The 22,111-nt window shown below is 61.7% G+C and carries 25 protein-coding genes; 16 read left to right on the forward strand and 9 right to left on the reverse strand.

Annotated elements, in window-relative coordinates; translation table 11 throughout:
• The first annotated feature begins 24 nt into the window (after positions 1 to 24).
• Both AC56DI_RS11330 and AC56DI_RS11335 read left to right on the forward strand, forming a co-directional pair.
• Positions 25 to 1,662 carry an AMP-binding protein gene (locus tag AC56DI_RS11330; protein WP_496346252.1) on the forward strand — a complete coding sequence of 546 codons (1,638 nt, stop codon included), beginning with the start codon at positions 25 to 27 and terminating at the stop codon, positions 1,660 to 1,662.
• 117 nt (positions 1,663 to 1,779) lie between these two features.
• The gene (locus AC56DI_RS11335) at positions 1,780 to 2,961 is read left to right on the forward strand and encodes a CaiB/BaiF CoA transferase family protein (protein ID WP_496346253.1); all 1,182 of its coding nucleotides are present in this window, start codon (positions 1,780 to 1,782) and stop codon (positions 2,959 to 2,961) included.
• A gap of 144 nt (positions 2,962 to 3,105) precedes the next feature.
• Here AC56DI_RS11335 and AC56DI_RS11340 read toward each other — a convergent pair whose 3' ends face one another.
• The 3 genes from AC56DI_RS11340 to AC56DI_RS11350 all read right to left on the reverse strand — a co-directional run bounded on the left by AC56DI_RS11340 (position 3,106) and on the right by AC56DI_RS11350 (position 5,343).
• Positions 3,106 to 3,600, reverse strand: a complete 495-nt coding sequence (locus AC56DI_RS11340; protein WP_422587332.1) for a SprT family zinc-dependent metalloprotease — start codon at positions 3,598 to 3,600, stop codon at positions 3,106 to 3,108.
• Positions 3,601 to 3,983: 383 nt separating this feature from the next.
• Positions 3,984 to 4,583: a Yip1 family protein gene (locus AC56DI_RS11345; protein ID WP_324519377.1), complete on the reverse strand. Its 600-nt coding sequence runs from the start codon at positions 4,581 to 4,583 to the stop codon at positions 3,984 to 3,986.
• A 166-nt stretch (positions 4,584 to 4,749) separates the two neighbouring features.
• Positions 4,750 to 5,343 (reverse strand): DNA-J related domain-containing protein, encoded by a 594-nt coding sequence (locus AC56DI_RS11350; RefSeq protein ID WP_496346254.1) that lies wholly within the window; start codon positions 5,341 to 5,343, stop codon positions 4,750 to 4,752.
• Between the two features lie 122 nt (positions 5,344 to 5,465).
• Here AC56DI_RS11350 and ttcA point away from each other — a divergent pair, with 122 nt between their 5' ends.
• From ttcA to AC56DI_RS11375, 5 genes are all read left to right on the forward strand, one after another.
• Complete coding sequence (gene ttcA, locus AC56DI_RS11355; protein WP_324519379.1) at positions 5,466 to 6,290, forward strand: tRNA 2-thiocytidine(32) synthetase TtcA; 825 nt, start codon at positions 5,466 to 5,468, stop codon at positions 6,288 to 6,290.
• 29 nt (positions 6,291 to 6,319) lie between these two features.
• A complete protein-coding gene (locus tag AC56DI_RS11360; RefSeq protein WP_496346255.1) occupies positions 6,320 to 6,991 on the forward strand; it encodes a DNA-3-methyladenine glycosylase I in 672 nt (223 codons plus the stop codon).
• A gap of 298 nt (positions 6,992 to 7,289) precedes the next feature.
• Positions 7,290 to 7,889, forward strand: a complete 600-nt coding sequence (locus AC56DI_RS11365) for a C40 family peptidase (protein ID WP_496346256.1) — start codon at positions 7,290 to 7,292, stop codon at positions 7,887 to 7,889.
• Positions 7,890 to 7,967: 78 nt separating this feature from the next.
• The gene (locus AC56DI_RS11370; protein WP_496346257.1) at positions 7,968 to 8,489 is read left to right on the forward strand and encodes a C40 family peptidase; all 522 of its coding nucleotides are present in this window, start codon (positions 7,968 to 7,970) and stop codon (positions 8,487 to 8,489) included.
• A gap of 156 nt (positions 8,490 to 8,645) precedes the next feature.
• Positions 8,646 to 9,197 (forward strand): glutathione peroxidase, encoded by a 552-nt coding sequence (locus tag AC56DI_RS11375; protein ID WP_496346258.1) that lies wholly within the window; start codon positions 8,646 to 8,648, stop codon positions 9,195 to 9,197.
• 24 nt (positions 9,198 to 9,221) lie between these two features.
• Here AC56DI_RS11375 and AC56DI_RS11380 read toward each other — a convergent pair whose 3' ends face one another.
• From AC56DI_RS11380 to AC56DI_RS11390, 3 genes are all read right to left on the reverse strand, one after another.
• A complete protein-coding gene (locus AC56DI_RS11380; protein ID WP_422588413.1) occupies positions 9,222 to 9,701 on the reverse strand; it encodes a hypothetical protein in 480 nt (159 codons plus the stop codon).
• Between the two features lie 216 nt (positions 9,702 to 9,917).
• Positions 9,918 to 10,772: a sulfurtransferase gene (locus AC56DI_RS11385; protein ID WP_496346259.1), complete on the reverse strand. Its 855-nt coding sequence runs from the start codon at positions 10,770 to 10,772 to the stop codon at positions 9,918 to 9,920.
• A gap of 33 nt (positions 10,773 to 10,805) precedes the next feature.
• Entirely contained in the window at positions 10,806 to 11,867 is a 1,062-nt protein-coding gene (locus AC56DI_RS11390) for an SMP-30/gluconolactonase/LRE family protein (RefSeq protein ID WP_496346260.1), read from the reverse strand.
• A 133-nt stretch (positions 11,868 to 12,000) separates the two neighbouring features.
• On the opposite strand from AC56DI_RS11390, the gene rnd reads away from it, so the two are divergent.
• The 8 genes from rnd to AC56DI_RS11430 all read left to right on the forward strand — a co-directional run bounded on the left by rnd (position 12,001) and on the right by AC56DI_RS11430 (position 19,724).
• On the forward strand, positions 12,001 to 13,128 hold the full coding sequence (gene rnd, locus AC56DI_RS11395) for a ribonuclease D (RefSeq protein WP_496346261.1): 1,128 nt from the start codon (positions 12,001 to 12,003) through the stop codon (positions 13,126 to 13,128).
• Positions 13,125 to 13,418: a YcgL domain-containing protein gene (locus AC56DI_RS11400; RefSeq protein ID WP_324519390.1), complete on the forward strand. Its 294-nt coding sequence runs from the start codon at positions 13,125 to 13,127 to the stop codon at positions 13,416 to 13,418. Before rnd ends, AC56DI_RS11400 begins: the two co-directional genes overlap by 4 nt.
• Positions 13,419 to 13,421: 3 nt before the next feature.
• Complete coding sequence (locus AC56DI_RS11405) at positions 13,422 to 14,354, forward strand: D-2-hydroxyacid dehydrogenase (protein ID WP_496346262.1); 933 nt, start codon at positions 13,422 to 13,424, stop codon at positions 14,352 to 14,354.
• 110 nt (positions 14,355 to 14,464) lie between these two features.
• Positions 14,465 to 14,914 carry a YcgN family cysteine cluster protein gene (locus AC56DI_RS11410; protein WP_496346263.1) on the forward strand — a complete coding sequence of 150 codons (450 nt, stop codon included), beginning with the start codon at positions 14,465 to 14,467 and terminating at the stop codon, positions 14,912 to 14,914.
• Positions 14,915 to 15,166: 252 nt separating this feature from the next.
• A complete protein-coding gene (locus tag AC56DI_RS11415; RefSeq protein ID WP_496346264.1) occupies positions 15,167 to 16,414 on the forward strand; it encodes a hypothetical protein in 1,248 nt (415 codons plus the stop codon).
• A 109-nt stretch (positions 16,415 to 16,523) separates the two neighbouring features.
• The gene (locus AC56DI_RS11420; protein ID WP_496346265.1) at positions 16,524 to 17,408 is read left to right on the forward strand and encodes a LysR substrate-binding domain-containing protein; all 885 of its coding nucleotides are present in this window, start codon (positions 16,524 to 16,526) and stop codon (positions 17,406 to 17,408) included.
• 102 nt (positions 17,409 to 17,510) lie between these two features.
• Positions 17,511 to 18,623 (forward strand): agmatine deiminase, encoded by a 1,113-nt coding sequence (gene aguA / locus AC56DI_RS11425; RefSeq protein ID WP_496346266.1) that lies wholly within the window; start codon positions 17,511 to 17,513, stop codon positions 18,621 to 18,623.
• A gap of 9 nt (positions 18,624 to 18,632) precedes the next feature.
• Complete coding sequence (locus AC56DI_RS11430) at positions 18,633 to 19,724, forward strand: extracellular solute-binding protein (protein ID WP_496346267.1); 1,092 nt, start codon at positions 18,633 to 18,635, stop codon at positions 19,722 to 19,724.
• A 12-nt stretch (positions 19,725 to 19,736) separates the two neighbouring features.
• Here AC56DI_RS11430 and AC56DI_RS11435 read toward each other — a convergent pair whose 3' ends face one another.
• A complete protein-coding gene (locus tag AC56DI_RS11435) occupies positions 19,737 to 20,207 on the reverse strand; it encodes an RNA methyltransferase (RefSeq protein WP_422588422.1) in 471 nt (156 codons plus the stop codon).
• A 76-nt stretch (positions 20,208 to 20,283) separates the two neighbouring features.
• The gene (locus tag AC56DI_RS11440) at positions 20,284 to 20,505 is read right to left on the reverse strand and encodes a DUF3079 domain-containing protein (protein WP_496346268.1); all 222 of its coding nucleotides are present in this window, start codon (positions 20,503 to 20,505) and stop codon (positions 20,284 to 20,286) included.
• Positions 20,506 to 20,706: 201 nt separating this feature from the next.
• Between AC56DI_RS11440 and AC56DI_RS11445 the strand changes: the two genes are divergently transcribed.
• Positions 20,707 to 21,558, forward strand: a complete 852-nt coding sequence (locus tag AC56DI_RS11445; RefSeq protein ID WP_496346269.1) for a CAP domain-containing protein — start codon at positions 20,707 to 20,709, stop codon at positions 21,556 to 21,558.
• Positions 21,559 to 21,723: 165 nt separating this feature from the next.
• On the opposite strand, the gene AC56DI_RS11450 is transcribed toward AC56DI_RS11445, so the two are convergent.
• Complete coding sequence (locus AC56DI_RS11450; RefSeq protein WP_324519400.1) at positions 21,724 to 22,095, reverse strand: YajD family HNH nuclease; 372 nt, start codon at positions 22,093 to 22,095, stop codon at positions 21,724 to 21,726.
• Positions 22,096 to 22,111: the final 16 nt, after the last annotated feature.

Here is a 22,111-nt window from a genome sequence, read left to right on the forward strand (position 1 = left end):
GCCAATAATAAGAAGAGAGGCGCCATGACTGTACAACTGCCGTTACAACAGTTTGCCCATTGGCTGACTGTGCAGCCCGATGCGGTCTGGCTGCGCCAGCCGATTAACGGCCAGTGGCACGACCTGACCTGGCGTCAGGTCGATGATCAGGCGCGGCGCCTGGCCAGTGCCTTGCTGGCGCTGGGCTGCGCGCCGGGCGATCGGGTGGCGCTGCTGTCGAAGAACTGCGCCGAGTGGTTTGTCAGCGACCTGGCGATCATGATGGCCGGACTGGTTAGCGTGCCGCTGTACCCTCTGCAGTCGGCCGAGAGCATTGCCTATGTGCTGGAGCATGCGCAGTGCAAGGTGATCCTGCTGGGCAAGCTGGATGATGCCGACAAGCTGGAGGCGGGGATCGGCGCGCAACTGACGCGCATTGCTCTGCCATATCCAACCCTGGCCTGCGCTCATGAATGGCACAGCCTGTTGGCCCGCCATGCACCCTTGCAAACCCTGGCAGAGCAGCAGCCTGAGCAGGTGCTGACCCTGGTGTACACCTCCGGCACCACCGGCAACCCCAAGGGCGTGATGCTGTCGGTGCAGGCGATGGCCTATACCTCGGCCAATGCCTGCGCGGAATTGCGCATGAGTCCGCAGGATCGGTTCTTTTCCTTTCTGCCGCTGTCCCATGTGGCCGAGCGGTTTATGGTCGAGTTCAACAGCCTTTACTGCGGCGCACCGGTGGCTTTTGTCGAGTCACTGGAGAGCTTTGCCAGTGATTTGCGTCACGTCCGGCCGACGGTGTTTTTCGCCGTGCCACGCTTGTGGACGCGCTTTCAGCAAGGCGTGCTGGAGAAATTACCCCAGGCCAAACTGGCGCGGCTGCTGCGCATTCCGCTGCTGGGCGGGTTGGTGGCACGCAAGATCCGCCGGGGCCTGGGGCTGGATCAGGCGCGCGTGATGATCTCCGGTGCAGCGGCGATTTCCCGCGGGCTGCTCGACTGGTATCACGCCATCGGCCTGACCCTCTGTGAAGGCTACGGGATGAGCGAAAACGTCGCCTATGGCTGCTTCAATCGGCCAGGACAGGTGCGCTTTGGCACCGTTGGCCGGGCAATGCCGGGGCTGGAAGTGCGCATTGCCGAGGACGGCGAAATTCTGTTTCGCAGCCCGACGCTGATGCTGGGTTACTACCTGGGCCCGGAGAAAACCGCCGAGACCTTGAAGGACGGCTGGCTGCACACCGGTGACAAGGGGGAGCTGGACAGCGATGGATACCTGCGCATCACCGGCCGGGTGAAGGACATCTTCAAAACCAGCAAGGGCAAGTACGTGGCGCCGGCGCCGATTGAGGGTGAGATCGCCAAGAACAGCCATGTGGAGCAGGTCTGCCTGATGGGCAGCAACCTGGATCAGCCGCTGGCGCTGATTGAACTCTCGCCGGCAGCGCGGCTGTTGCCTGCCGAACAGGTCAGCACCGAGTTGCAGACCACCCTGGCCCACCTCAATACGCAGCTGCAACCCCATGAGCGCATCAGTCATTTCGTTCTGGTGCGTGAGCCGTGGACGGTAGACAACGGCTGCATGACACCCACCATGAAGATCCGCCGTAATGTGCTGGAGGCGCGCTATACCGAGTTGGTCGCCGCACTGCCAGCGCGCCAGCCGCTGGTCTGGGAGTAATTTTACGTCGCTCCCGGATTGCATCCGGGCTACGTCAGGCAGAACCGTAGTCCGGCTGTAATTCTGGAAATCGCCCGGACATGCTCTAGGCCAGTTCAATCATTGTTAGGAGTCACCATGTCGGGCCCGTTGTCGTCGTTGAAAGTGTTGGACTTCTCCACCTTGCTGCCAGGGCCGTTTGCCTCGCTGCTGCTTGCGGATATGGGCGCGGACGTGCTGCGCATTGAGTCGCCGACGCGCATGGACCTGGTGCGGGTGCTGCCACCCCATGCGGACGGGGTGTCGGCCAGTCACGCCTACCTCAATCGCAACAAACGCTGCATGGCCCTGGACCTGAAAAAGCCCGAGGCGGTCGAGCTGGTCAAGCGCTTGGTGCTCGATTACGACATCGTGCTGGAGCAGTTTCGTCCAGGGGTGATGGACAAACTTGGCGTTGGTTATGCAGCGCTCAAAGCCATCAACCCCAAGCTGATCTACGTGTCGATCACCGGTTATGGCCAGACCGGGCCGTACAAGGACCGCGCCGGCCATGACCTCAATTATCTGGCCGTCGCCGGCCTGGCCAGTTACACCGGGCGCCGTGATACCGGGCCGCTGCCGCTGGGTATTCAGGCGGCTGACATCGCCGGTGGCTCCCTGCATGGGGTGATGGGCTTGCTCGCTGCGGTGATCCAGCGGCAAGTGACGGGGGAGGGGCAGCAGGTGGATATCAGCATGACCGACTGCGCCTTTAGCCTGCACGCCATGGCCGGCGCCGGCTACCTGGCCTGCGGGGTGGAACCGCAGATGGAGAATCAGGCGCTGAACGGCGGCAGTTTTTACGACTATTACCGCACTCGCGATGGGCGCTGGTTTTCGGTGGGCAGCCTGGAACCGCAATTTATGCAGCAGCTGTGCGCAGCTATTGGCCGTCCGGAACTGGCGGCTCGCGGCTTGAATCAGCAGCCGGAGGTGCAGCAAGCGCTGAAGCGGGAAATTCAGCTGGAGTTCGAGCTGCGCGATTTTGCCGAGTGGCGCGAGGTGTTTGCCGCCCTGGATGCCTGTGTCGAACCGTTGCTGCCACTGTCCGAAGCGGTCGAGCATCCACAGATTCAGGCCCGAGAGCTGGTGGTGGAGGTGCCGCGCGAAGGCAAAACGCCGCAACGGCAGATTGCTTGTCCGATCAAGTTCTCTGCAGGTTTGCCGGCGCCACGGCATGTCGGCGCACCGGTTGGGGCTCACAGTGTTGAGGTGCTGCAGGGGCTGGGTTATTCCAGCGAGCAGATTGAGGCGCTCAAAGCCGCCAAGGTGATTGGCTAGCAGGCTGTTGAAAAATGTAGGCGAGGCAGGTAAGACAAGGCAAAAACGGCCGAGAAAGCGGAGTTTACGAGTTGTAAATGAGCATTTCTCGGTCGTTTTTAACGCAGTATTGCCAACGCAGGTAGTTTTTCAACGGCCTGCTAACTACTCGCGGCGCTGTTGGCCGCTAAATACCAGCGTCGCTCGGCAACGCCGGCACAGGTAGCGCCGGCCTTTGCCCACCAGCGTGTGGCGCTGGGCGCTGAAGGCGAAATCCTGCTCAGGGCATTTGCAACGATAGATGTAGCGCAGCGCGGTACGCCGCTGCACCGCATAGGTGTGGCAGCGGTGCGGTGGCAGCTCGTAGACGCCACGCATGATCAGTTGCCATTCCTCGCCGTGGGGCTGAATGCCAGAGCCGAACATCTGGTGGGCAATCAAATGGGCCACTTCATGGGCCACCGTCTGCTCAAGAAAATGCGCGTGGTTTTCCCGGTACAGCTGTGGGTTGAAGCGCAGCAGGTTCTCGTGCAGATGGGCCACGCCGGCCTTTTGGCCGCGTAGTTTGAGGCTGACTTCAGGGCGTTTGAATGAGCGCTTGAAGAAGGCTTCGGCCTGCTGATAGCAGGATTCAATACGTTGGTTGAGCAGGTCAGGCATTCAGGGTCTGTTCCCGTTTCATTCGTGGCCGCGCCGGAGCCGGTTTTTGCGCGAGGCAAGGCGCGAGGAGCGCGATTTGGTTGTTCCAAATAAGCGACGAGTAACGCCGCCTCGCACAAAAATCGGCCCGGCCCTTCGGGTTGCGCGAGAAATGGCCCCCGCTGTTGTTGCAGGGCTTGATAAGGGGGTGACCATTATCTGCGCCCTGCGCCTAACCGGGGACCATTTCTCGCTGCAACGCGGCTCGCGATGAAGCGGGAACAGACCCTGCAGCTCCGCGGTCGCGGCAATTATGCCCAAGCCTGCTGTCCTCTACAGCCAGAAAACGACGAAGCCGCCTGTTCGGCGGCTTCGGGTTGAGTCAGTTACCTGATAGCTGTCTGTCAGCTGGTGTACACCGGGCCGACGCCAAAGCCCCAGAAAATTACCGACAGGGCAATCATCGAGACCAGCACCACCAGGCCTACCGCCAGGACCGAGCTGGAAAACAGGAAGCCTTCCTCCGTTGGAATATTCATAAAGGTTGGGATGCCCACATACAGCAGGTAAACCGTGTAGCAGATGGCTGCGATGCCAACGAACATGGCCAGCCACATGTTCGGGTACAGTGCCGCCAGCCCGCCGACGAACAACGGTGTGGCGGTGTAGGCCGCAAACACCACGCTCTGCGCCATGCTCGGTGCCGCGTCGTAGGTGCGTGCCATCCAGTGTACGACGGCTGCCATCACGGCAACGCCAGCGAGCATGGCCAAGTAGGACATGATGCTGAGTTGCAGGGCGCTGGCTTCGGTGAGCATCACCGGGGCGCCATTGCCAATGCTCCAGCCGACCTTGGTGGTGCCGAGGTAAGCACAAACTGCCGGAATGGCTGCCAGCAGCAGTACGTGGGTGAGATACATGTGGCTGATGCTTTCTTCCTCGCCACGGATTTCTTGCCATTCCTCATCGGGATGGGTGAAGAGCCCCCAAACGTGGTGGATCATGTCGACACCTCCTCTTTTCTTATGGCGATCACCCCGGGCGAACGCCTGGTGCGCGTGAGCAGCGTCACCAGGTGTCAGGCCGAATCTATGCGACCGTATGTCGCAGTATAGGTGCGGGTTTTCGCCCTCGTGGGGTGGTGCTTTAGAGCAAATCGGCCTCTGAAATTTACTCGTAATAGCGTTGCAGTATTTCCATGGCCTGGTTGATCGACTGCAAGCGGCTGGTGCTGCCGCCCCGGTCGGGGTGGTGCAGGCTCACCAGTTGGCGGTAGCGGTATTTGATGGTGCTGAGGTCCAGCCGACTTTCCTCATGCAGCTCGAACAACTCCAGGGCGGCGCGCTTCTCGTCGCCACCCTGCAGGCGGGTCCAGAAGCTGGCCATCAGTTGATCGACATCGTCGGCGCTGGTGTCGCGCAGTTGTTGCAGATCAAGGTAGTAGTCGCGCAGTGGGTCGTGTTCGCTGAGGGCGGCACAGCCGGCTTGATAAGGCAGCAGGCAGGTGCACAGGGCGCTGATCTGCAGATGGCCGCGCTGCTCGGCCCAGAGTTGATCACGCAGGCGATAGAGGGCGTTGAACAGCAAGAAGTGGGTACGAAACAGCACCAGCCGGTCGGTCAGTGGCAGGTGGGGGATGTGCGTCGAGTGACGCGCCTTGAGTTGCTGGATCAGCTCATATTCGCTGCAGCCCTGGGGGCAGGCTTGCAGCAATTCGAGCAGTTGCTCGGCAAGGTCGAGGTCGGGATTGAGGTCGGCGGTCATGGCTAAACCCTAGCATGCAGGCACCTACAGCTGAACTCCTGGCGATGACTTATGGGCTAGGGCAGGGCGGGCTTTGTGGGTAAAATGCCGCACTTTCAAGACTTGCACGGATTTCAAGCACCATGGGCAGCCTTTCGGTCAATCAGAACAAACTGCAGAAACGCCTGCGCCGCTTGGCCGGCGAAGCCGTCAGCGACTTCAACATGATTGAGGAGGGCGACAAGGTCATGGTTTGCCTGTCTGGCGGTAAAGACAGTTACACCATGCTCGATGTCTTGCTGCACTTGCAGAAGGTGGCGCCGATCAAGTTTGAGATCGTTGCAGTGAACATGGACCAGAAACAGCCGGGTTTTCCTGAGCATGTGTTGCCGGCGTATCTTGAGTCCATTGGCGTGCAGTACCACATCATTGAGAAAGACACCTATTCGGTGGTCAAGGACAAGATCCCCGAAGGCAAGACCACCTGCTCGCTGTGTTCACGCCTGCGCCGCGGCACGCTGTACACCTACGCCGACGAGATTGGCGCGACCAAGATGGCCTTGGGGCATCACCGCGACGATATCGTCGAAACCTTCTTCCTTAATATGTTCTACGGCGGCACCTTGAAGGCCATGCCGCCCAAGCTGCTCTCCGACGACGGGCGCAATGTGGTGATTCGCCCGTTGGCTTACTGCAGCGAGGCGGATATCGAGGCCTATTCGGTGCTCAAGGAATTCCCGATCATCCCGTGCAACCTCTGCGGCTCCCAAGAGAACCTGCAGCGTCAGGTGGTCAAGGAGATGCTGCACGAGTGGGAGCGCAAATCGCCGGGACGCACCGAGATCATGTTCCGTGCCCTGCAGAATGTGGTGCCGTCGCAGCTGGCGGATCGCAACCTGTTCGACTTTACCAGCCTGCGCATCGACGACACGGCCACGCCGCGCTTTGTTGACCTGATGAACCTCTGACGCGGCGCGATTGCCAGCGAGTACCCACCATGCGCGACTATAAATGGCTGCACGAATACTGTCTGAACCGCTTCGGTTCAGTGGCGGCCCTGGAGGCGCGATTGCCGACGCCGCGTACAGAGGCCGAGCTGCGCCAGATTGGTGATGATCGTTATTTGTCGCTGATTGCCCTGCGGGTCTTTCGTGCTGGCCTCAAGCACAGTCTGGTGGATGCCAAGTGGCCGGCTTTCGAGCAGGCGTTCTTTGGCTTCGATCCGCACAAGGTGGTACTGATGGGCGCCGAGCATCTGGAGCGGCTGATGCAGGATGCGCGGCTTATCCGTCACCTGGGCAAGCTCAAGAGCGTGCCGCGCAATGCCCAGTTCGTGCTGGATGTGGCGCACGAGCGGGGCAGCTTCGGTGCGCTGATCGCCGACTGGCCCTGCAACGATATCGTCGGCCTGTGGAAGTACCTGGCCAAGCATGGTGCTCAACTGGGTGGGCTGTCGGCTCCGCGCTTGTTGCGCATGATCGGCAAGGACACCTTCGTGCCTTCTGACGATATGGTGGCGGCGCTCAAGGCTCAGGGCATCGTCGACAAAGCCCCCACGAGTCTCAAGGAGCTGGCGGCTGTGCAAGATGCCTTCAATCAATGGCAGGCGCAAAGCGGTCGGCCGCTGTGCCAGTTGTCGGTGATGCTGGCGCACACGGTCAATCACTGATTGCTCATGGGTGCGTCATAGCGTCCCAGTGATTCCACTGACCAACGGTTACAGGCGGCTCTAGCGGCATGCTGCAACGTGCTTGATCGCTTATCCGTGTTTGGCTTCAGCCCCCTGTTTTAGCGCGATTGGGCTTTTTCCCGCGTTGCCAAGGCGGTCTTGAGCGGTTGATGCAGCAGTGGGCGCTTAGAGGTAGCTGCGTGATCTAAAGGTCACATTTTGGCTAATTAAATTTGCATATGGGCCTTATGGAAGGCATATTCGGGCCCTTCGAATAACTAAAGACACGGCTGTGCCCATGCTCAAACGCTTCGCACCCCTCGTGCCATTGGCATTTGCAGCACTCTTGTCCGCGTGTGCGGGCCATGCAGTGCACCATCCTGTTGCTGTGCAAACTGCACCTGTACAGCTGCCGGAACCTTCGCCCGCCCAGGTCACCGAGTTGACCGATGAGCAGCCCTACGTGCTGCCGGCGCTGGCAGACAGCATTCTTGATCGTGGCTTCGAACTGGTTGGTACCCGTTACCGTCCGGGCGGCACCTCGACCAAAACCGGTTTCGATTGCAGCGGTTTCGTCGGTTACCTGTTCCGCGAAGAGGCCGGAATCAAGCTGCCGCGTTCGACTCGCGAGATGATCAACCTGGATGCGCCGCTGGTTTCGCGCACCGAGTTGGAGCCGGGCGACATCGTCTTCTTCAATAATCGTGGGCGCGGGCGTGTCAGCCATGCCGGCATCTACATTGGCGACGACCAGTTCATCCACTCGTCCAGCTCCCGCAGCGGTGGCGTACGTGTAGACAGCCTGGATGATCGTTACTGGCGTGCCAGCTTTATGGAAGCCAAGCGTGTGCTTGCTCAGGCACCGGTTGCGCCACAACGTAATCCCCTGCATCGCTAAGCCCGTGCGGCTCTGATCCTTGCGTCAGAGCCTTGCGACCGGCAAAGTAAGGCGCATCCACCCTCAGGATCGTCCGCCATGTCCGCAACAACCCGTGTCGCCCTCGTTGTTGCTGTGGCCCTGCTGAGCGGCTGTGCCAGTTCTCCGCCACCATCTCCTCCTGTTGTCAGTGCACCATTCGAGCAGTTTCCTCCCGTGGCTGACGACGTTTTGCTGCGTGCCATTGGTTTGGTCGGAACGCCGTATCGTTATGGCGGCAACACCCCGGATAGTGGTTTCGATTGCAGTGGTTTGATTGGCTACGTCTACCGTGATGCCGCTGGCATCAACCTGCCGCGCTCCACCCGTGAACTGATCGCCATGCCGGTGCCCAGCGTACGCCGCGAGGCCCTGCAGACTGGTGACTTGGTGTTCTTTGCCACCGCGGGTGGTGGTCGGGTTAGTCATGCCGGCATCTATGTTGGTGAGGGGCGTTTCGTCCATGCCCCCTCCAGTGGCGGCACGGTGCGCCTGGAAAGCCTGTCGACGGCCTATTGGCAGCGCAGCTACCTGAACGCCAAGCGGGTGATCGCCGGTGGTCAGCTGGCCAACAACTTCTAAGTCGCCTCTTCGCTGTACAGGTTGCTATCGGCTTGATTGGGCGAGGGCTGCCGCGTTCAGTTTTGCAGCCGCGCAGCTGCACGCTGCTTCAGACACAGGCCTGAAACTGATGCGTAACTACACGATTTTTCACTGATGAATGCTGTGGAGCACGCCATGCCTATCCGTCTATCCCTGTTGGCTTTGTTGCTGGCTGCCTTGAGCGGCCCGGTGTTGGCGGCTGATTGTGGGCCGTTGTTGCAGGGTGAGTTGCCGAGGTTGCGGGCCAAGGACAGCATCGACCTGTGCCAGCAGTTCGCCGGCAAGCCCCTGCTGGTGGTCAACACCGCCAGCTATTGTGGGTTTGCGCCGCAGTTCAAGGGGCTGGAGGCGCTCTATCAGACGTATCGGGCCCAAGGGCTGCAGGTACTCGGGGTGCCATCCAACGACTTCAGTCAGGAGGCGGATGCCAGTGCTGAAACAGCCAAGGTCTGCTACGTCAATTACGGCGTGACCTTTGCCATGAGCGAGCCGCAGGTGGTGACGGGCGACCAGGCCATTCCTTTGTTTAAGCAGTTGGCGACGCAAAGCAGTGCGCCGCGCTGGAATTTCTATAAATACGTGGTGGATCGCCGGGGCCAGGTGATTGCCAGTTTTTCCAGCCAGACCCAGCCGGATGACCCGGCGCTGATCAAGGCGCTGGAGCAGGCGATCGCTTCGCCGCTCTGATGTGTGCGCGAGTTTAAGTACCGCTCAGGCCGCAATCGGCACCTTGCCGATGCAGTGCTCCCAGGCGTCGATAAAGTCCCGCGAACGGCCCTGGGGGTAAAACACCTGGCGCCAGACGCGGGCCAGTCCTAGCAGGTCATGGCTGGCGGGCAGCGGCTTGTCGGCGGCCTCCACCAGCATCCAGGCAATCGCCGTGGCGTAGCGCAGGTTGACCGTCAGTTCCAGATGGGGGGCGCTGAGGAAGGCATGCTGGCTGGCCAGACCGCGGATCTTGCTGGCCAGGTCTGGGTCGCGCGCCAGGTGCTGATCCCAGAGCTGCGCATGGCGCTGGCTACCGATGCGATAAAGGCCATGACCGCGGCGGTCGTTCAGCACTGCGCCGAGGGCTGACTGGCAGGCCGCCGCGCCCAGCAGCAACGCTTCGGCAGCGGTGGAGTAGCGCTCCAGATAGATCAGGGTGGGGCGGATCACGTGCTGGCACAGGTCGCTGGCGGCAATACCCATAAAACCCTCGTAAAAGGTGGTCGGCGGGGCCGGGGCGCTTGGCAGCTGTTTGAACGGGATATGGCAAAGGCCCCGCCGGCAGCGGGGTTAGCCGCATGTTTTGAAGTGTAGTGCGATCAATCGGCTGTAAAGGGCTGTTTTTAAACTGTTTTGGGTTTCTGGTTATTTTCTATATAGCCCCCAGCGCTTAAGGCTGGGGGCTATCTGGCATTCTTCTCAATCGCCGGTGGCGACCGGTCGCTGCGGGTCAGTGATCCATTCGCTCCATGAGCCTGCGTACAGCGGTGCCAGTGGGTAGCCGGCCAGGCACAGGGCAAACAGGTTGTGACAGGCCGTGACGCCGGAGCCGCAGTAGGCCACCAGATCGCTGGCCGGTCGCGAGCCGAGCAGGGCGGCAAAGCGCTGTTGCAACTGCGGCGCTGGCAAGAAGCCGCCATTGCTGGCGAGGTTGTCGGTAAACACCGCGCACTGGGCGCCGGGGATGTGTCCGGCGACCGGGTCCAGAGGCTCCACTTCGCCGCGAAAGCGCGGCTGGGCGCGAGCGTCCAGCAAGGTCATTTGTGTGCTGTCCAGGCGCTGTTGCAATTGGCTGGCGTCTAGCACCAGTGCCGGCTGGGGCTGGCCGCTAAAGTTGCCTGGCTGTGGGCTGGCGCTTGCAGCGGTCAGTGGTAAGCCGGCGGCGTTCCAGGCTTGCAGGCCACCATCCAATAGCCAGACGTTGTCCTGCTTACCCAGCCAAGCCAACAGCCACCAGGCGCGCGCCGCAAAGGCGCCCGGGCCGTCGTCATAGAGGACAATCTGGCTGTCGTTATTGATGCCCCAGGCTTGCAGCGTGGCGATCAGCGCATTGCTAGCGGGCAGCGGATGGCGGCCGGTAATGCCCTTGCGCACCGGGGCCGAGAGGTCGCGTTCGAGGTCAGCGAATTGAGCGCCGGCAATATGCCCGGCGTTATAGCTACGCAGGCCGTAGGCCGGATCGTCGAGGGCGAAGCGGCAATCGAGCAGCACCAGGCCGGGTTGCTGCAGGCGCTCGGCCAATTGTTGCGGGCTGAGCAGTTGGGCGATGGGCATACCGAACTCCTGTGGTGGTGTTGGGGGCTGGGCTTACTTGATCTGCAGCTTGCCGATGCGGTCGTTGTTCAGGCTGCCAAGGTAGAGGTAATTACCGACGGGCTTGGCCGAGGTGATCATGCGTAGGTGCGTGCCGCTGGTGTCGTGCAGGCTGTGGATGATTTCGCCGTTCTCGTTGAGGGCCAGCACCAGGCCGTAGTTCTGCGGCTTGGGCCACAGGGCGCGGGGCAGCTTGGCCAGCAGATTTTTGGCCCAGGGGTGACGGTGCAGCAGGTCGGTATCGGCCAGGCGCGGCGTGGGCAGGGCGACCCAGAAGGTGCCGGCGCGATCACCCTGCAGGTTGTCCGGCAGACCCACCAGATTGTCGATGAAAATGTCGTGCTGGCCGGCTTTTTCACCTTTCAGCCAATAGCGGCTGATGCGATAGCGGTAGGTTTCGTTGACCAGAACGAAGTCTTCGTTGGCCGACAGGGCCACGCCGTTGGCGAAGTACAGGTCCTTGAGCAGCACCTCGGTGCTGTCAGTGGCTGGGTCGTAGCGCAGCAGGCGGCCGTGGGGGCGGGCTTCGAGCAGGTCGAGCAGGTAGTCCGGTTGCTGGAACTTGTCCGAGGCATCGCTGAAATAGATGCGCCCGTCACTGGCGATGTCCAGATCGTCGGTAAAGGCAAATGGCACGCCGCCTGCGGTGGTGCTGAGTACGCGGATCTGCCCTTGTGGATTGATGCTCAGCAGGCCTTTGTAGGCGTCGGCCACGATCAGGTTGCCCTGGCGGTCGAAGTCCATGCCCAGCGGTCGGCCCTGGGTGTCGGCGAATACGGCTGGTTGTCCGTCGCTGCCAAAGCGCACCACCTGACCATTGTGCAGGCTGGCGTAGAGGCGGCCCTCGGCGTCCACGGCGGTGTCTTCCGGGCCGTGAATGGCACCTTTGCCGATCAGTTCGGCTTTCATCAGGGTGTCGTTGGGCTCCAGCGCGCCGCTCATCAAGGGGATTGGCGGAGCTTCCCAGGCAACCGGGTCAATCGGGCTGGGGGCGATGATCAGGTACGCGGCGGCAGCGCCGGTGAGCAGGGCGCCAAGGCCCAGAAGCTTGTTCATAACTATCCTTGATTGGCTTCTTGAAGAGACAAGCGCCCGAGCATAGAGAGCTGATTTGTTCGCAGCAAGGCGTGAATGTCCGGCTATGGACGCTGGCGATATATACTGCGCGGCATTCATAAGGGAGAGCTGTGTGGCTATCGATATTCACTGGATTCGCGACGACGTCAGCCTGGCGCAGCATTGCGCCGCATGGCAGCAGTTGCCGTTCGTAGCCCTCGATACCGAATTTATGCGGGTGGATACCTTCTACCCGATTGCTGGCTTGCTGCAGGTGGGGGATGGCGAACGTGCCTATCTGATCGACCCGCTGCTGATCCGCGACTGGCAACCCTTTGCCGCACTGCTGGAAAACCCGGCGCTGCTCAAGGTGCTGCATGCCTGCAGTGAAGACCTGGAAGTGCTGCTGCGTCTGACCGGCAGCCTGCCGGCGCCGCTGTTCGACACCCAGCTGGCGGCGGCTTACCTCAATCTCGGCTTCTCCATGGGCTATTCGCGCCTGGTGCAGGCGGTGCTCGGTATCGAGCTGCCCAAGGGCGAAACCCGTTCCGACTGGCTGCAGCGGCCCTTGAGCGAGACGCAGGTCAGCTATGCCGCGGAGGATGCTGTGCACCTGGCCGAGGTTTACCGCAAGTTGGCACCGCAGTTGTCGGCAGAGAAAACCGCCGCTGTGCTGGAGGACGGTGCCGAGCTGATCAGCAATATGCGCCGCGAAGTGCTCCCCGAAGAGTTGTATCGCGAGGCCAAGCTGGCCTGGAAGCTGGCGCCCCAGCAGCTCGCCGTGCTGCGCGAGCTGTGTGCCTGGCGCGAGCGCGAAGCGCGCGCCCGTAACAAGCCGCGCAGCCATATTCTGCGTGATCATTGCCTGTGGCCGCTGGCCCGTACCCAGCCAGACAACCTGGTGAGTCTGGCGCGCATCGAAGACATGCACCCACGGACCGTGCGTCAGGATGGCAATCAGCTGCTTGAGTTGATCAAGCAAGCCGCTGCCCTGCCGGAAGCGCAATGGCCTGCGGCTTTACCCGAGCCGCTGCCGCTGGAGGCCTCGGCCCTGTTGAAAAAGCTCAAGGCCTTTGCTCAGCGCGAGGCTGAGCGTCTGCAGATGGCGCCCGAGTTGATGTTGCGCAAGAAGATCCTCGATGCCTTGCTCAAGACCGGTTACCCGAATGGGCCGTATCAATTGCCTGATGCCCTACGTGGCTGGCGGCGTGAATTAATGGGTCCGGCTCTGCTTGAGCTGCTGGCCAAGGAAACCGCATGAAACGTATCTGCTCCATCTATAAAAGCCCGCGCAAGAACGAGATGTATCTGTATGTCGAGCGCAGCGAGGCCTTGAAGAAAGTCCCAGAGGCCTTGTTGGTGGCCTTTGGCGCGCCGATTCACGCTTTCGATCTGGTGCTCAGCCCTGAACGCAAACTGGCCCGTGAAGATATCGCTCAGGTGCTGGAGAATCTCGAAAAGCAGGGCTATCACCTGCAAATGCCGCCGGGCGAAGACGAATACATCCAGCACTTGCCGCAAGAGTTGCTGTGCCGTAACGACCCTATCTAAGCCATGCGCCTGCTGGTTGCCGACGCCGCGCACGGCGCTTATGCCGAGTTGCTGACAGCCGCCGCGGCGGACCTGCAACTGTGTGTTAGCAACGACCCTGCCGAGCTGGCAGCCTGGGCAGCCAGCTGTCCGCTGTGGCTAGGCCCGCCGGATCTGCTGGTCGGCTTGCTGCGCCAAGGCTTCAAGCCGGACTGGCTGCAGTCCACCTGGGCGGGCATTACCCCGCTGCTGGCTGCCGATCTACCACGCGACTACCGGCTGAGCCGCGCCAGCGGCATCTTTGGCCCGCTGATGGCCGAATACCTGCTGACCTATGTGCTGGCCCATGAGCGCCACTTGCTCGCGCGGCTGGCCAGTCAGGCCGAGCGGCATTGGGACGAGCGCCTGACGGGCAGTCTGCAGGGGCGGCGTTTGTTGCTGGTCGGTGCCGGCGATATTGCCAGCGCCGTCGCCCAGGTGTTCAGCGCACTGGGTGTGCAGGTATTTGGCGTGGCCAGTCAGGCTCGCCAGCAAGCGCCATTCGCGCAGGTGGTGGGTTTGTCGCAGTTGGCGGAGCAGGCGGCCCACGCCGATTACCTGGTTAACCTGCTGCCGGATACGCCAGCCACCACCAATCTGTTCGATGCCCGCCTGTTGGCCCAGCTCAAACCTAGCGCGCTGTTTATCAATGCCGGTCGGGGATCTGCGGTGGTCGATGCGGATTTGGTCGCCGCCCTTGAAGCAGGCCAACTGGCGGGCGCAGTGCTGGATGTGTGTCGCGAGGAGCCGCTGCCGCCAAGCCATCCGTTCTGGTCGACACCGCGCTTGCTGCTCACCGGCCACAGCGCCGCGCCGACCCTGCCAGCGCCCATGGTGCAGCTGTTTGTGCGCAACCTGCAGGCCTATCACGCAGGCCAGCCGCTGCAGGGCGAAGTCACCTTCAGTCGCGGCTATTGATGCCGGCGGGTAGGGTCGTCTGCTAGGGGCTGTTCCCGTTTCATTTGCTTGCGATGAAACGGCAGCAGACCCTAGACTGCCGACCTTTTGCAGAACTCAGTTGTAGAACCATGGCCGCCAAAGTCGAACCCTTCTGGAAACGTAAAACCCTCGCCCAGCTTGATCAGGATGAGTGGGAGTCGCTGTGCGACGGCTGCGGCCTGTGCTGCCTGCAGAAACTGGAAGACGAAGACGATGGCAGCGTTTACTACACGCGCATCGCCTGCAAATTGCTGGACCTGAACACCTGTCGTTGCACCGATTACCCCAACCGTCGCCAGTTCGTCGCCGACTGCATCCAGTTGACGCCCGATCAGGCCGACCAGTTCCAGTGGCTGCCGCCCACCTGCGCCTATCGCCTGGTGGCCGAAGGCAAGGACTTGTTGCTGTGGCACCACCTGGTTTGCGGTGACCCGCAGGCCGTGCATCACGAACGTATTTCCCAGTCCGGGCGCATGCTCAGTGAAAACAGCGTGGCCGAGGAAGATTGGGAGGACTACCTGATTTTTCGCTCCGGCTAACAGGCCGATGAAAAACTACCTGCGTTGGCAATACTGCGTTAAAAACGGCCTCACAGCCGAAGGCTGAACGTGCTTTAGCACGGCCCAAAAGGGGTGAGCAAAGCGAGTCAAATGCTCATTTACAACTCGTAAACTCCGCTTTTTCGGCCGTTTTTGCCTTGTCTTGCCTGCCTCGCCTACATTTTTCAACGGCCTGCTAAGCCGCGTTTGGCGAGCAAGCGGCAACAGACCCCCAATTCACGGAGAAGAACCATGCACCTGCGCCTGAATGCCTTGTTGTCCGTCGGCCTGTTGGCCCTGAGCGCGCCGTTGTGGGCGGCCAAACGGGTGGATCTGGATTACCAGGTGCGCTTCTTGCCAGCCTCCGACGAGGCCGAGGTGCGCCTGACCCTGGCCAAGGGCGAGTTGATTCACAGCATGGCGTTTGCCTTGGGCACCTCCGGCCAATACCGTGACTTCAAGGCTGACGGCCAATGGACGGAAGACACCGCCGGGCGCGCCACCTGGGTTCCGGCCAAAGGTCCGGCCAGTCTCAGTTACCGCGTGCGCATCAACCAGCAAAAAGAGTCAGGCGCCTACACCGCCCGGATGACCGCCGATTGGGCGCTGTTGCGCGGCGACGACCTGGTGCCGGCGGCCCAGCTCAAGCAGGACGACAATGTGGAAATGGTCGCGCGCCTGCAGTTTGAACTGCCAGAGGGCTGGAAGGCGGTGGAAACCGGCTGGCCACGGATCGGCAAGAACCGCTTTCGCATCGACAACCCGTCGCGCAAATTTGATCGGCCGATTGGCTGGATCATCGCCGGTAAAATCGGCACCCGCCGTGCGCACCTTGGTGAAACCGATGTGACCATCGCCGCGCCGATAGGCGAGGGTATGCGCCGCATGGACGTGTTGACCCTGCTGACGTTTGTTTGGCCAGAAGCCCAAGCGGTATTCCCCCGCGACCCGCGTAAATTGCTGGTGGTCGGTGCAGCCGACCCGATGTGGCGCGGCGGCCTGTCCGCACCTAATTCGCTGTTTATGCACGCCGAGCGCCCCCTGGTCAGCGAAAACGGCACCAGTTCGGTGGTCCATGAGTTGGTCCACGTGCTGGGCGGTATCCGAGATACCGATGCCAGTGATTGGATCAGCGAAGGCCTGGCTGAGTACTACGCCATCGAACTGCTGCGCCGCGCCGGTGGTATGACCGAGCCGCGTTACCAGCAAGTGCGCAAAAAACTGCTGCGCTGGGGTCTGAAAGTCACCAGCTTGCGCGGCGAACACTCCAACGGCGCGATCACCGCGCGCTCGGTGGTGCTGCTGCAGGAGCTGGACAAGGAAATCCGTCAAACCAGCGAAGGTCGCTATTCCCTCGACGACGTGGCCCGCGGCTTGATGCGCATGGACAAAGTCAGCACCAAAGATTTCATCGAACTCAGCGAAAGCCTGCTGGGCAAACCCTCGAAAGTGCTCGACAGCAAACTGCTGCGCAAACCTAAAAGCAACGGTGCTGTTTAAGCCGTACTTGCTTTGCACTGCAGCCCTAGGTTGCGCTAGACGCAGCGGGTGAGCTGGACGCCTGGGCGCGGCTGGGCGAGCATGCACGGCCGCAGCCTGGAGCCCGTCTATGCGTCGCCTGCCATCGCTTACTGCCTTGCGCACCTTTGAGTGCGCCGCCCGCCATGCCCATTTCGGCCGCGCCGCTGCCGAGCTGTGCGTCACCGACAGTGCGGTCAGCCACCAGATTCGCCAGCTGGAAGAGCAACTGGCTACGCCACTGTTTGCCCGCGAGGGTCGGCAAGTTGTGCCGACGCCCGCGGCGCGGCGCTTACTACAGCGTTTGCAGCAGGCTTTCGAGCTGATCGGTGAGGCCTGTGACGAGCTGCGTGATCCCGGCTCTCAGGTGGTGTTGCGTATTGCGGTAACGCCCGAGCTGGCGCAGAAATGGCTGGTCAGCCGCCTGGCTGACTTCAGCGACCGCTACCCGCAAATCACCCTGCATTTGCACGAACAGCTTCTGGAAGCCTGTCTGCCCAGCCCGGATATTGACCTGGCGATCACCTACGGCACTGGGCCGGAGGATGCCAGTGCGTACTTTGTGCGACCGCTGCCGACCCTGCAATTCTTCCCTGTGTGCAGTCCCAGCCTGTTCAACCTGGGAGGGCTCAAACACCCGCGTGATCTGGCCCGGCATGGTCTGCTGCATGACGATCAGGACGGCAAGACCTGGACCGCCTGGCTGACCACCCATGCCGGCGATATTCAGCCGGCTCGTCATCTGTATTTAGGCCATGCAGGCCTGGCTCTGGAGGCAGCAGCGCAAGGGCAGGGGGTGGCCATGGGAGATAATCTGACGGCTGCCGAAGATTTGGCCAGCGGCCGTCTAGTACGCCCGTTCAACGCCAGCGTGGCGGCGCTCGGGCAGTATGCGTTGGTCTGTGAACGGATTCGTCTGGAGAAGCCGGCGGTGGCCAACTTCTTAGATTGGTTCGCGGATCAGCTAGCTGATTGATGAGTTGAATTCAGTTATTCCGTAATTATCGTCGTTGGAACCTCGGCCAAAGCGCCGCGTACTGTGTGGCCATCTTCCCCACAGGCATTAAAGGTGCATCCGATGGCGCGTTCCCTGACTTCACTCCCTAAAGCCGATGGCTTCCGTCTGCCCGGCGAATTCGAACCCAAGGCCGGTTGCTGGCTCGGCTGGCCGGAGCGCACCGACGTCTGGCGCAACGGTGCCAAGCCGGCGCAGAAGGTCTGGGTGGATATCGTCAGCGCGATTGCCAGCAGCGAGCCGGTCACCGTGTGCGCCTCGGCCAGCCAGTACGCCAACGCCCGTCGCCAGTTGCCGGCCCATGTGCGGGTGGTGGAAATGACCTGCAACGACACCTGGTTCCGCGACAGCGGCCCGGCCTTTCTGGTCAATGACGACAGCGGCGAAGTGCGCGGCGTGGACTTCGAGTTCAACGCTTACGGTGGTCTGGACGGCGGCCTGTACTACCCGTGGGACAAAGACGATCAGATCGCGCAGAAGATCCTCGAAATCGAAGGCTATGACCGCTACCGCGCGCCCTTTATTGCCGAGATGGGCGGCATCCAAACCGACGGTCAGCGTACCCTGCTGACTACCGAGCAGTGCCTGCTCAACCGCAACCGCAACGCCCACCTGGGCAAGGATGAGATGACCCGCAGGCTGTCCGACTACCTCGGTGCCGAACAGGTGATCTGGCTGCCGCGCGGTTGCAAGTTCGATGAAACCGACGGCCATATCGATGACCTGGCCTGCTTCGTACGCCCCGGTGTGGTGGTGCAGCAGTGGACCGACGACCGTTCGGACCCGCAGTGGGAAATCTACCAGGAGGCCTACGACATCCTGCGCAGCACCCGTGATGCCCAAGGCGGCGCGCTTGAAGTACACAAGCTGCCGCAGCCGCGTGTGTTGGAGTGGACAGCGGAGGAGGCCGCAGGTCTGGACCAGGACGATGCCACCCATACGCGCCAGGCCGGCACGCAGATCTGCGCGTCCTACATCAACTACTACGCCGGCAACTCGGCCATTGTTGTGCCGTTGTTCAATGACCCTTGCGACCGCGTGGCCCAGGCCACCCTGGCCGAACTGTTCCCCAAGCACCGCATCCTCGGCATCGACAACTCGCGGGAAATTCTCCTCGGTGGTGGCAACGTTGCCTGCATCACCATGCCGCAATACGCCGCGCCCAAGCGCGCCTAGGGGGCTCTGATGAAATTCCATGCCAGTTTGTTGGCCCTGGGCCTGGCCGCTAGCGTTCAGGCGCTGGCGGCCGAGGCGCCGAAGCAGGTCAATTTGTTTATCTGGGGCGAGTACCTGGCCCCGGACACCCTCAGCAACTTTGAGAAGAAGACCGGCATCAAGGTGGTGGTCGACCACTTTGACTCGCTGGAAACGGTGGAAACCAAGCTGCTGACGGGGCGCAGTGGCTATGACCTGGTGCTGACGGCCGGTCAACACTTACAGCGGGCAATCCAGAGCGGCGCGATCCAGCCGCTGGATAAAACCGCATTGCCGCATTTCAGTGGTCTTGATCCCGAGTTCACCGGGCATATGGCGACGTTCGATCCGGGTAATCGCTATGCCGGTCTGTATGTCTGGGGCACCACGGGGTTTGGCTATCAGCAGCAGGCGATCGGCAAACGCATAGCCAATGCGCCGACGGACAGTTGGTCCATGTTGCTCGATCCGCAGGTGGTGGCGAAGTTTGCCGACTGCGGGGTGAGCTTTCTCAACGACCCTAACGAGGTGTTTGCCGCGGCGTTCCGTTACCTGGGGCTCGATATCAACCGACAAAGCCTGGATGACCTGAAGCTTGCCGAAGCGCATTTGGCCAAGGTGCGGCCGTCGATTCGTTATTTTGACAATGACCGCAATATCAGCGACCTGGCCAACGGCGACACCTGTCTGGCCATGTCCTGGAACGGCAATGTATCGATTGCCGCCAGTCAGGCGCAGCAGGCGGGCAAGCCCTATAGCCTGCACTACAGCATCCCGCGTGAAGGCACGCTGATCTGGTTCGATGCGATGGTGATTCCTAAGGATGCGCCGCACCCTGCCGCCGGTTTGGCGTTGATGGATCACCTGATGACCCCGGAGGTGATCGGTGCCATCAGCAACAGCATCTACTACGCCAATGCGGTGCCGGCAGCCAATGCCAGCGTTGATCCGGCGATCCTCGCCGACCCCGGTATCTATCCGCCGGCGGCGCTGCGCGCTCAGCTGTACACCAAGAATGACAATGCTCAAGCGTTCAATCGGGCGCTGACGCGGGCCTTTAGTCGGCTCAAGTCGGGTCGATAGTGGCGCGACGGCTTACTTGAACTTGGCCCCGGACTTGGTATTCAGGCCCTTGGCCAGGCGGTCATAGAGCACCACGTTGACCGTCGCGGCCAGGTTCATGCAGCCCTGGGTGGGGATGTAGATTACGTCCTCACACCACTCCAGTACGTCCTTGCCGAGGGAGCCGTCTTCCGGGCCGAAGATATAAATGGCGCGATCCGGGTGGGTGTATTCCGGCAGCGGGCGGGCGCCTTCGATCAGCTCCACGGCCACGGGCGTGCAACCCAGCGGAATGATCTTCTGCAAATCATCGATACCGATCAGCGGGATGTCCTGGTGGATCATCTTGGTGTCTGTGGCAAATTCCTGGGCGCGGGCATAACGCTTGCCGGTGTAAAACACCGAATTGACGCCGTAGCAGCCAGCGGCGCGCATCACCGAGCCGACGTTCTCTGGGGACTTGGGGTTGAATAAACCGATGCAGCTGTAGCGTCTGTTGGCCACGGGGGGATGCTCTTGCACAAAGCGCGCGAGTATACCGGCTTGCTTTGCTGCTGGCGCGGCGAGTGGGGTGGACGACTCAGTCGGGGGCGTTCTCGGTCGCTGCGGCTGACTCAGATTCCGGCAGCACCACGATGCCCCAGTCGCCGTGCAGGTACCAATCGTCGCCGAGCATTTCTGCCGGGTGCATGGTGCGGTCCGAGCCATTGCCGCAGGCCAGTGAGCCGGCGGGGCAATACCTGTCGCAGCCCCAGCAAATGCGTTCGGGGTGTTTGGGATGCAGGGGGAATGGCTTGGCCATGGGGCGGCTCCTGGCGGCGCTTGCGCGCAGCGAACAGGGCAAGGCTACGGCAACAGCGGCAACAAGAACTTGATCAGGCACAAGTATGCTGTGCGGGTTATATGGTTTTGCCCTGCGCAGTTTCGCCGGAACCTGCATGCCATTATGCGCGGCGTGGCAAAATCGCCGATCATTGACGCTGTCAGTTCAAGGGAGACTTTCATGCGCGTTTTATTCTCGGTTTTGCATCTTACGGCTCTATCGCTGGCGCTGCTGTGTGCGGCCCCTGCCAAGGCCAGTGAGGAGACGCAGCTGGTGGAGTCGATCAATGCCTACCGCAGCCAGGCGCAGCGCTGTGCCGGTCAGGCGTCCCTGCCGTTGCCTCCGCTGGCCAGTGATGCGCGCCTGGTGCTGGCGCTGAATAGTCTCGGTGGACTGCAGCCGGAGCTGGCCCGTGCGGGCTATCCGATGACCAGCGTGCAGGCGATCAGCCTGTCCGGGCCGCGCAATGCCCAGGCGGCCATGACGGCGCTGCAGGAGAGTTTCTGTCAGGTGTTGCTCGACCCGCAGTTTGTCGATGTTGGCGTCAGCCGCGCGGACCGTGAGTGGCGCATCGTACTGGCGCGGCAGCTTTTGTCGGCGCGTTTGGCTGACTGGCAGGCGGAAGGCCAGCAACTGCTCGCCGCGATCAACACCGCCCGCACTCAGCCGCGTCAGTGCGGCACCCAAGCCTTTGCGGCCACTGGCGCGCTGGCCTGGAATGCCACGCTGGCGAGTGCCGCCGAGTTGTATTCGCGGGATATGGCCAATCACAACTTCTTCGATCACAAGGATCGTGATGGTCGTATGCCGGGTGATCGCGCCGAACTGGCCGGTTATCTCGGCCAGCAGATCGGCGAGAACATCGCCGCCGGGCACGACAGCGTGCGCAAGGTGGTCGATGGCTGGCTGGCCAGCCCTGGGCATTGCGCCAACCTGATGAACCCGCAATATCGCGAGCTGGGTGCGGCCTATGCGGTGGATTCGAGTAGCGATGCCGGCATCTACTGGACGGCCATGTTCGGCCTGCCGTGATGAGCCCCGGCAGGCCGTAGACCGGATGATGGGTTGAGCGCAGCGATACCCATCACTCCGCCCTCGGTGCCTATCAATTCTCTGTCGATAGCCAGCGATCCGCTGTTGATGGGTATCGACGCTGCGCGCCTCAACCCATCCTACGATTGCCCGCGGCGATGGGACTTACTCTTTGCTTTTCAGCAGCGCGGCCAGGTCGGCGAAGGCTTTGTGGGTCGACTTCGGGCCTTTGGGGCTGGCGGTGGAGCCTTCGGCGAAGTACTGCTGGTCGGTGTAGCGCGAGTGTTCGTTGTCGTGACAGAACAGGCACAGCAGCTCCCAGTTGGAGCCGTCTTGTGGGTTGTTGTCGTGGTTGTGGTCGCGGTGGTGCACGGTCAGTTCGCTCAGGCGTTTGCCGGCGAATTCACGGCTGCAGCGGCCGCACACGTGCGGGTACATCTTCAGTGCCTTGTCGCGGTAGCCGGCTTCGCGCGAACGCTGGGCTTCGGCGATGATGCGGTCGGTCTTGAGGGTCGCCGCGGATTTTTCCGTGCTCATGTTCTTACCTGCTAAT

This window comes from Pseudomonas sp. BGA-UO-ETr-WB11 (genome assembly GCF_059567785.1).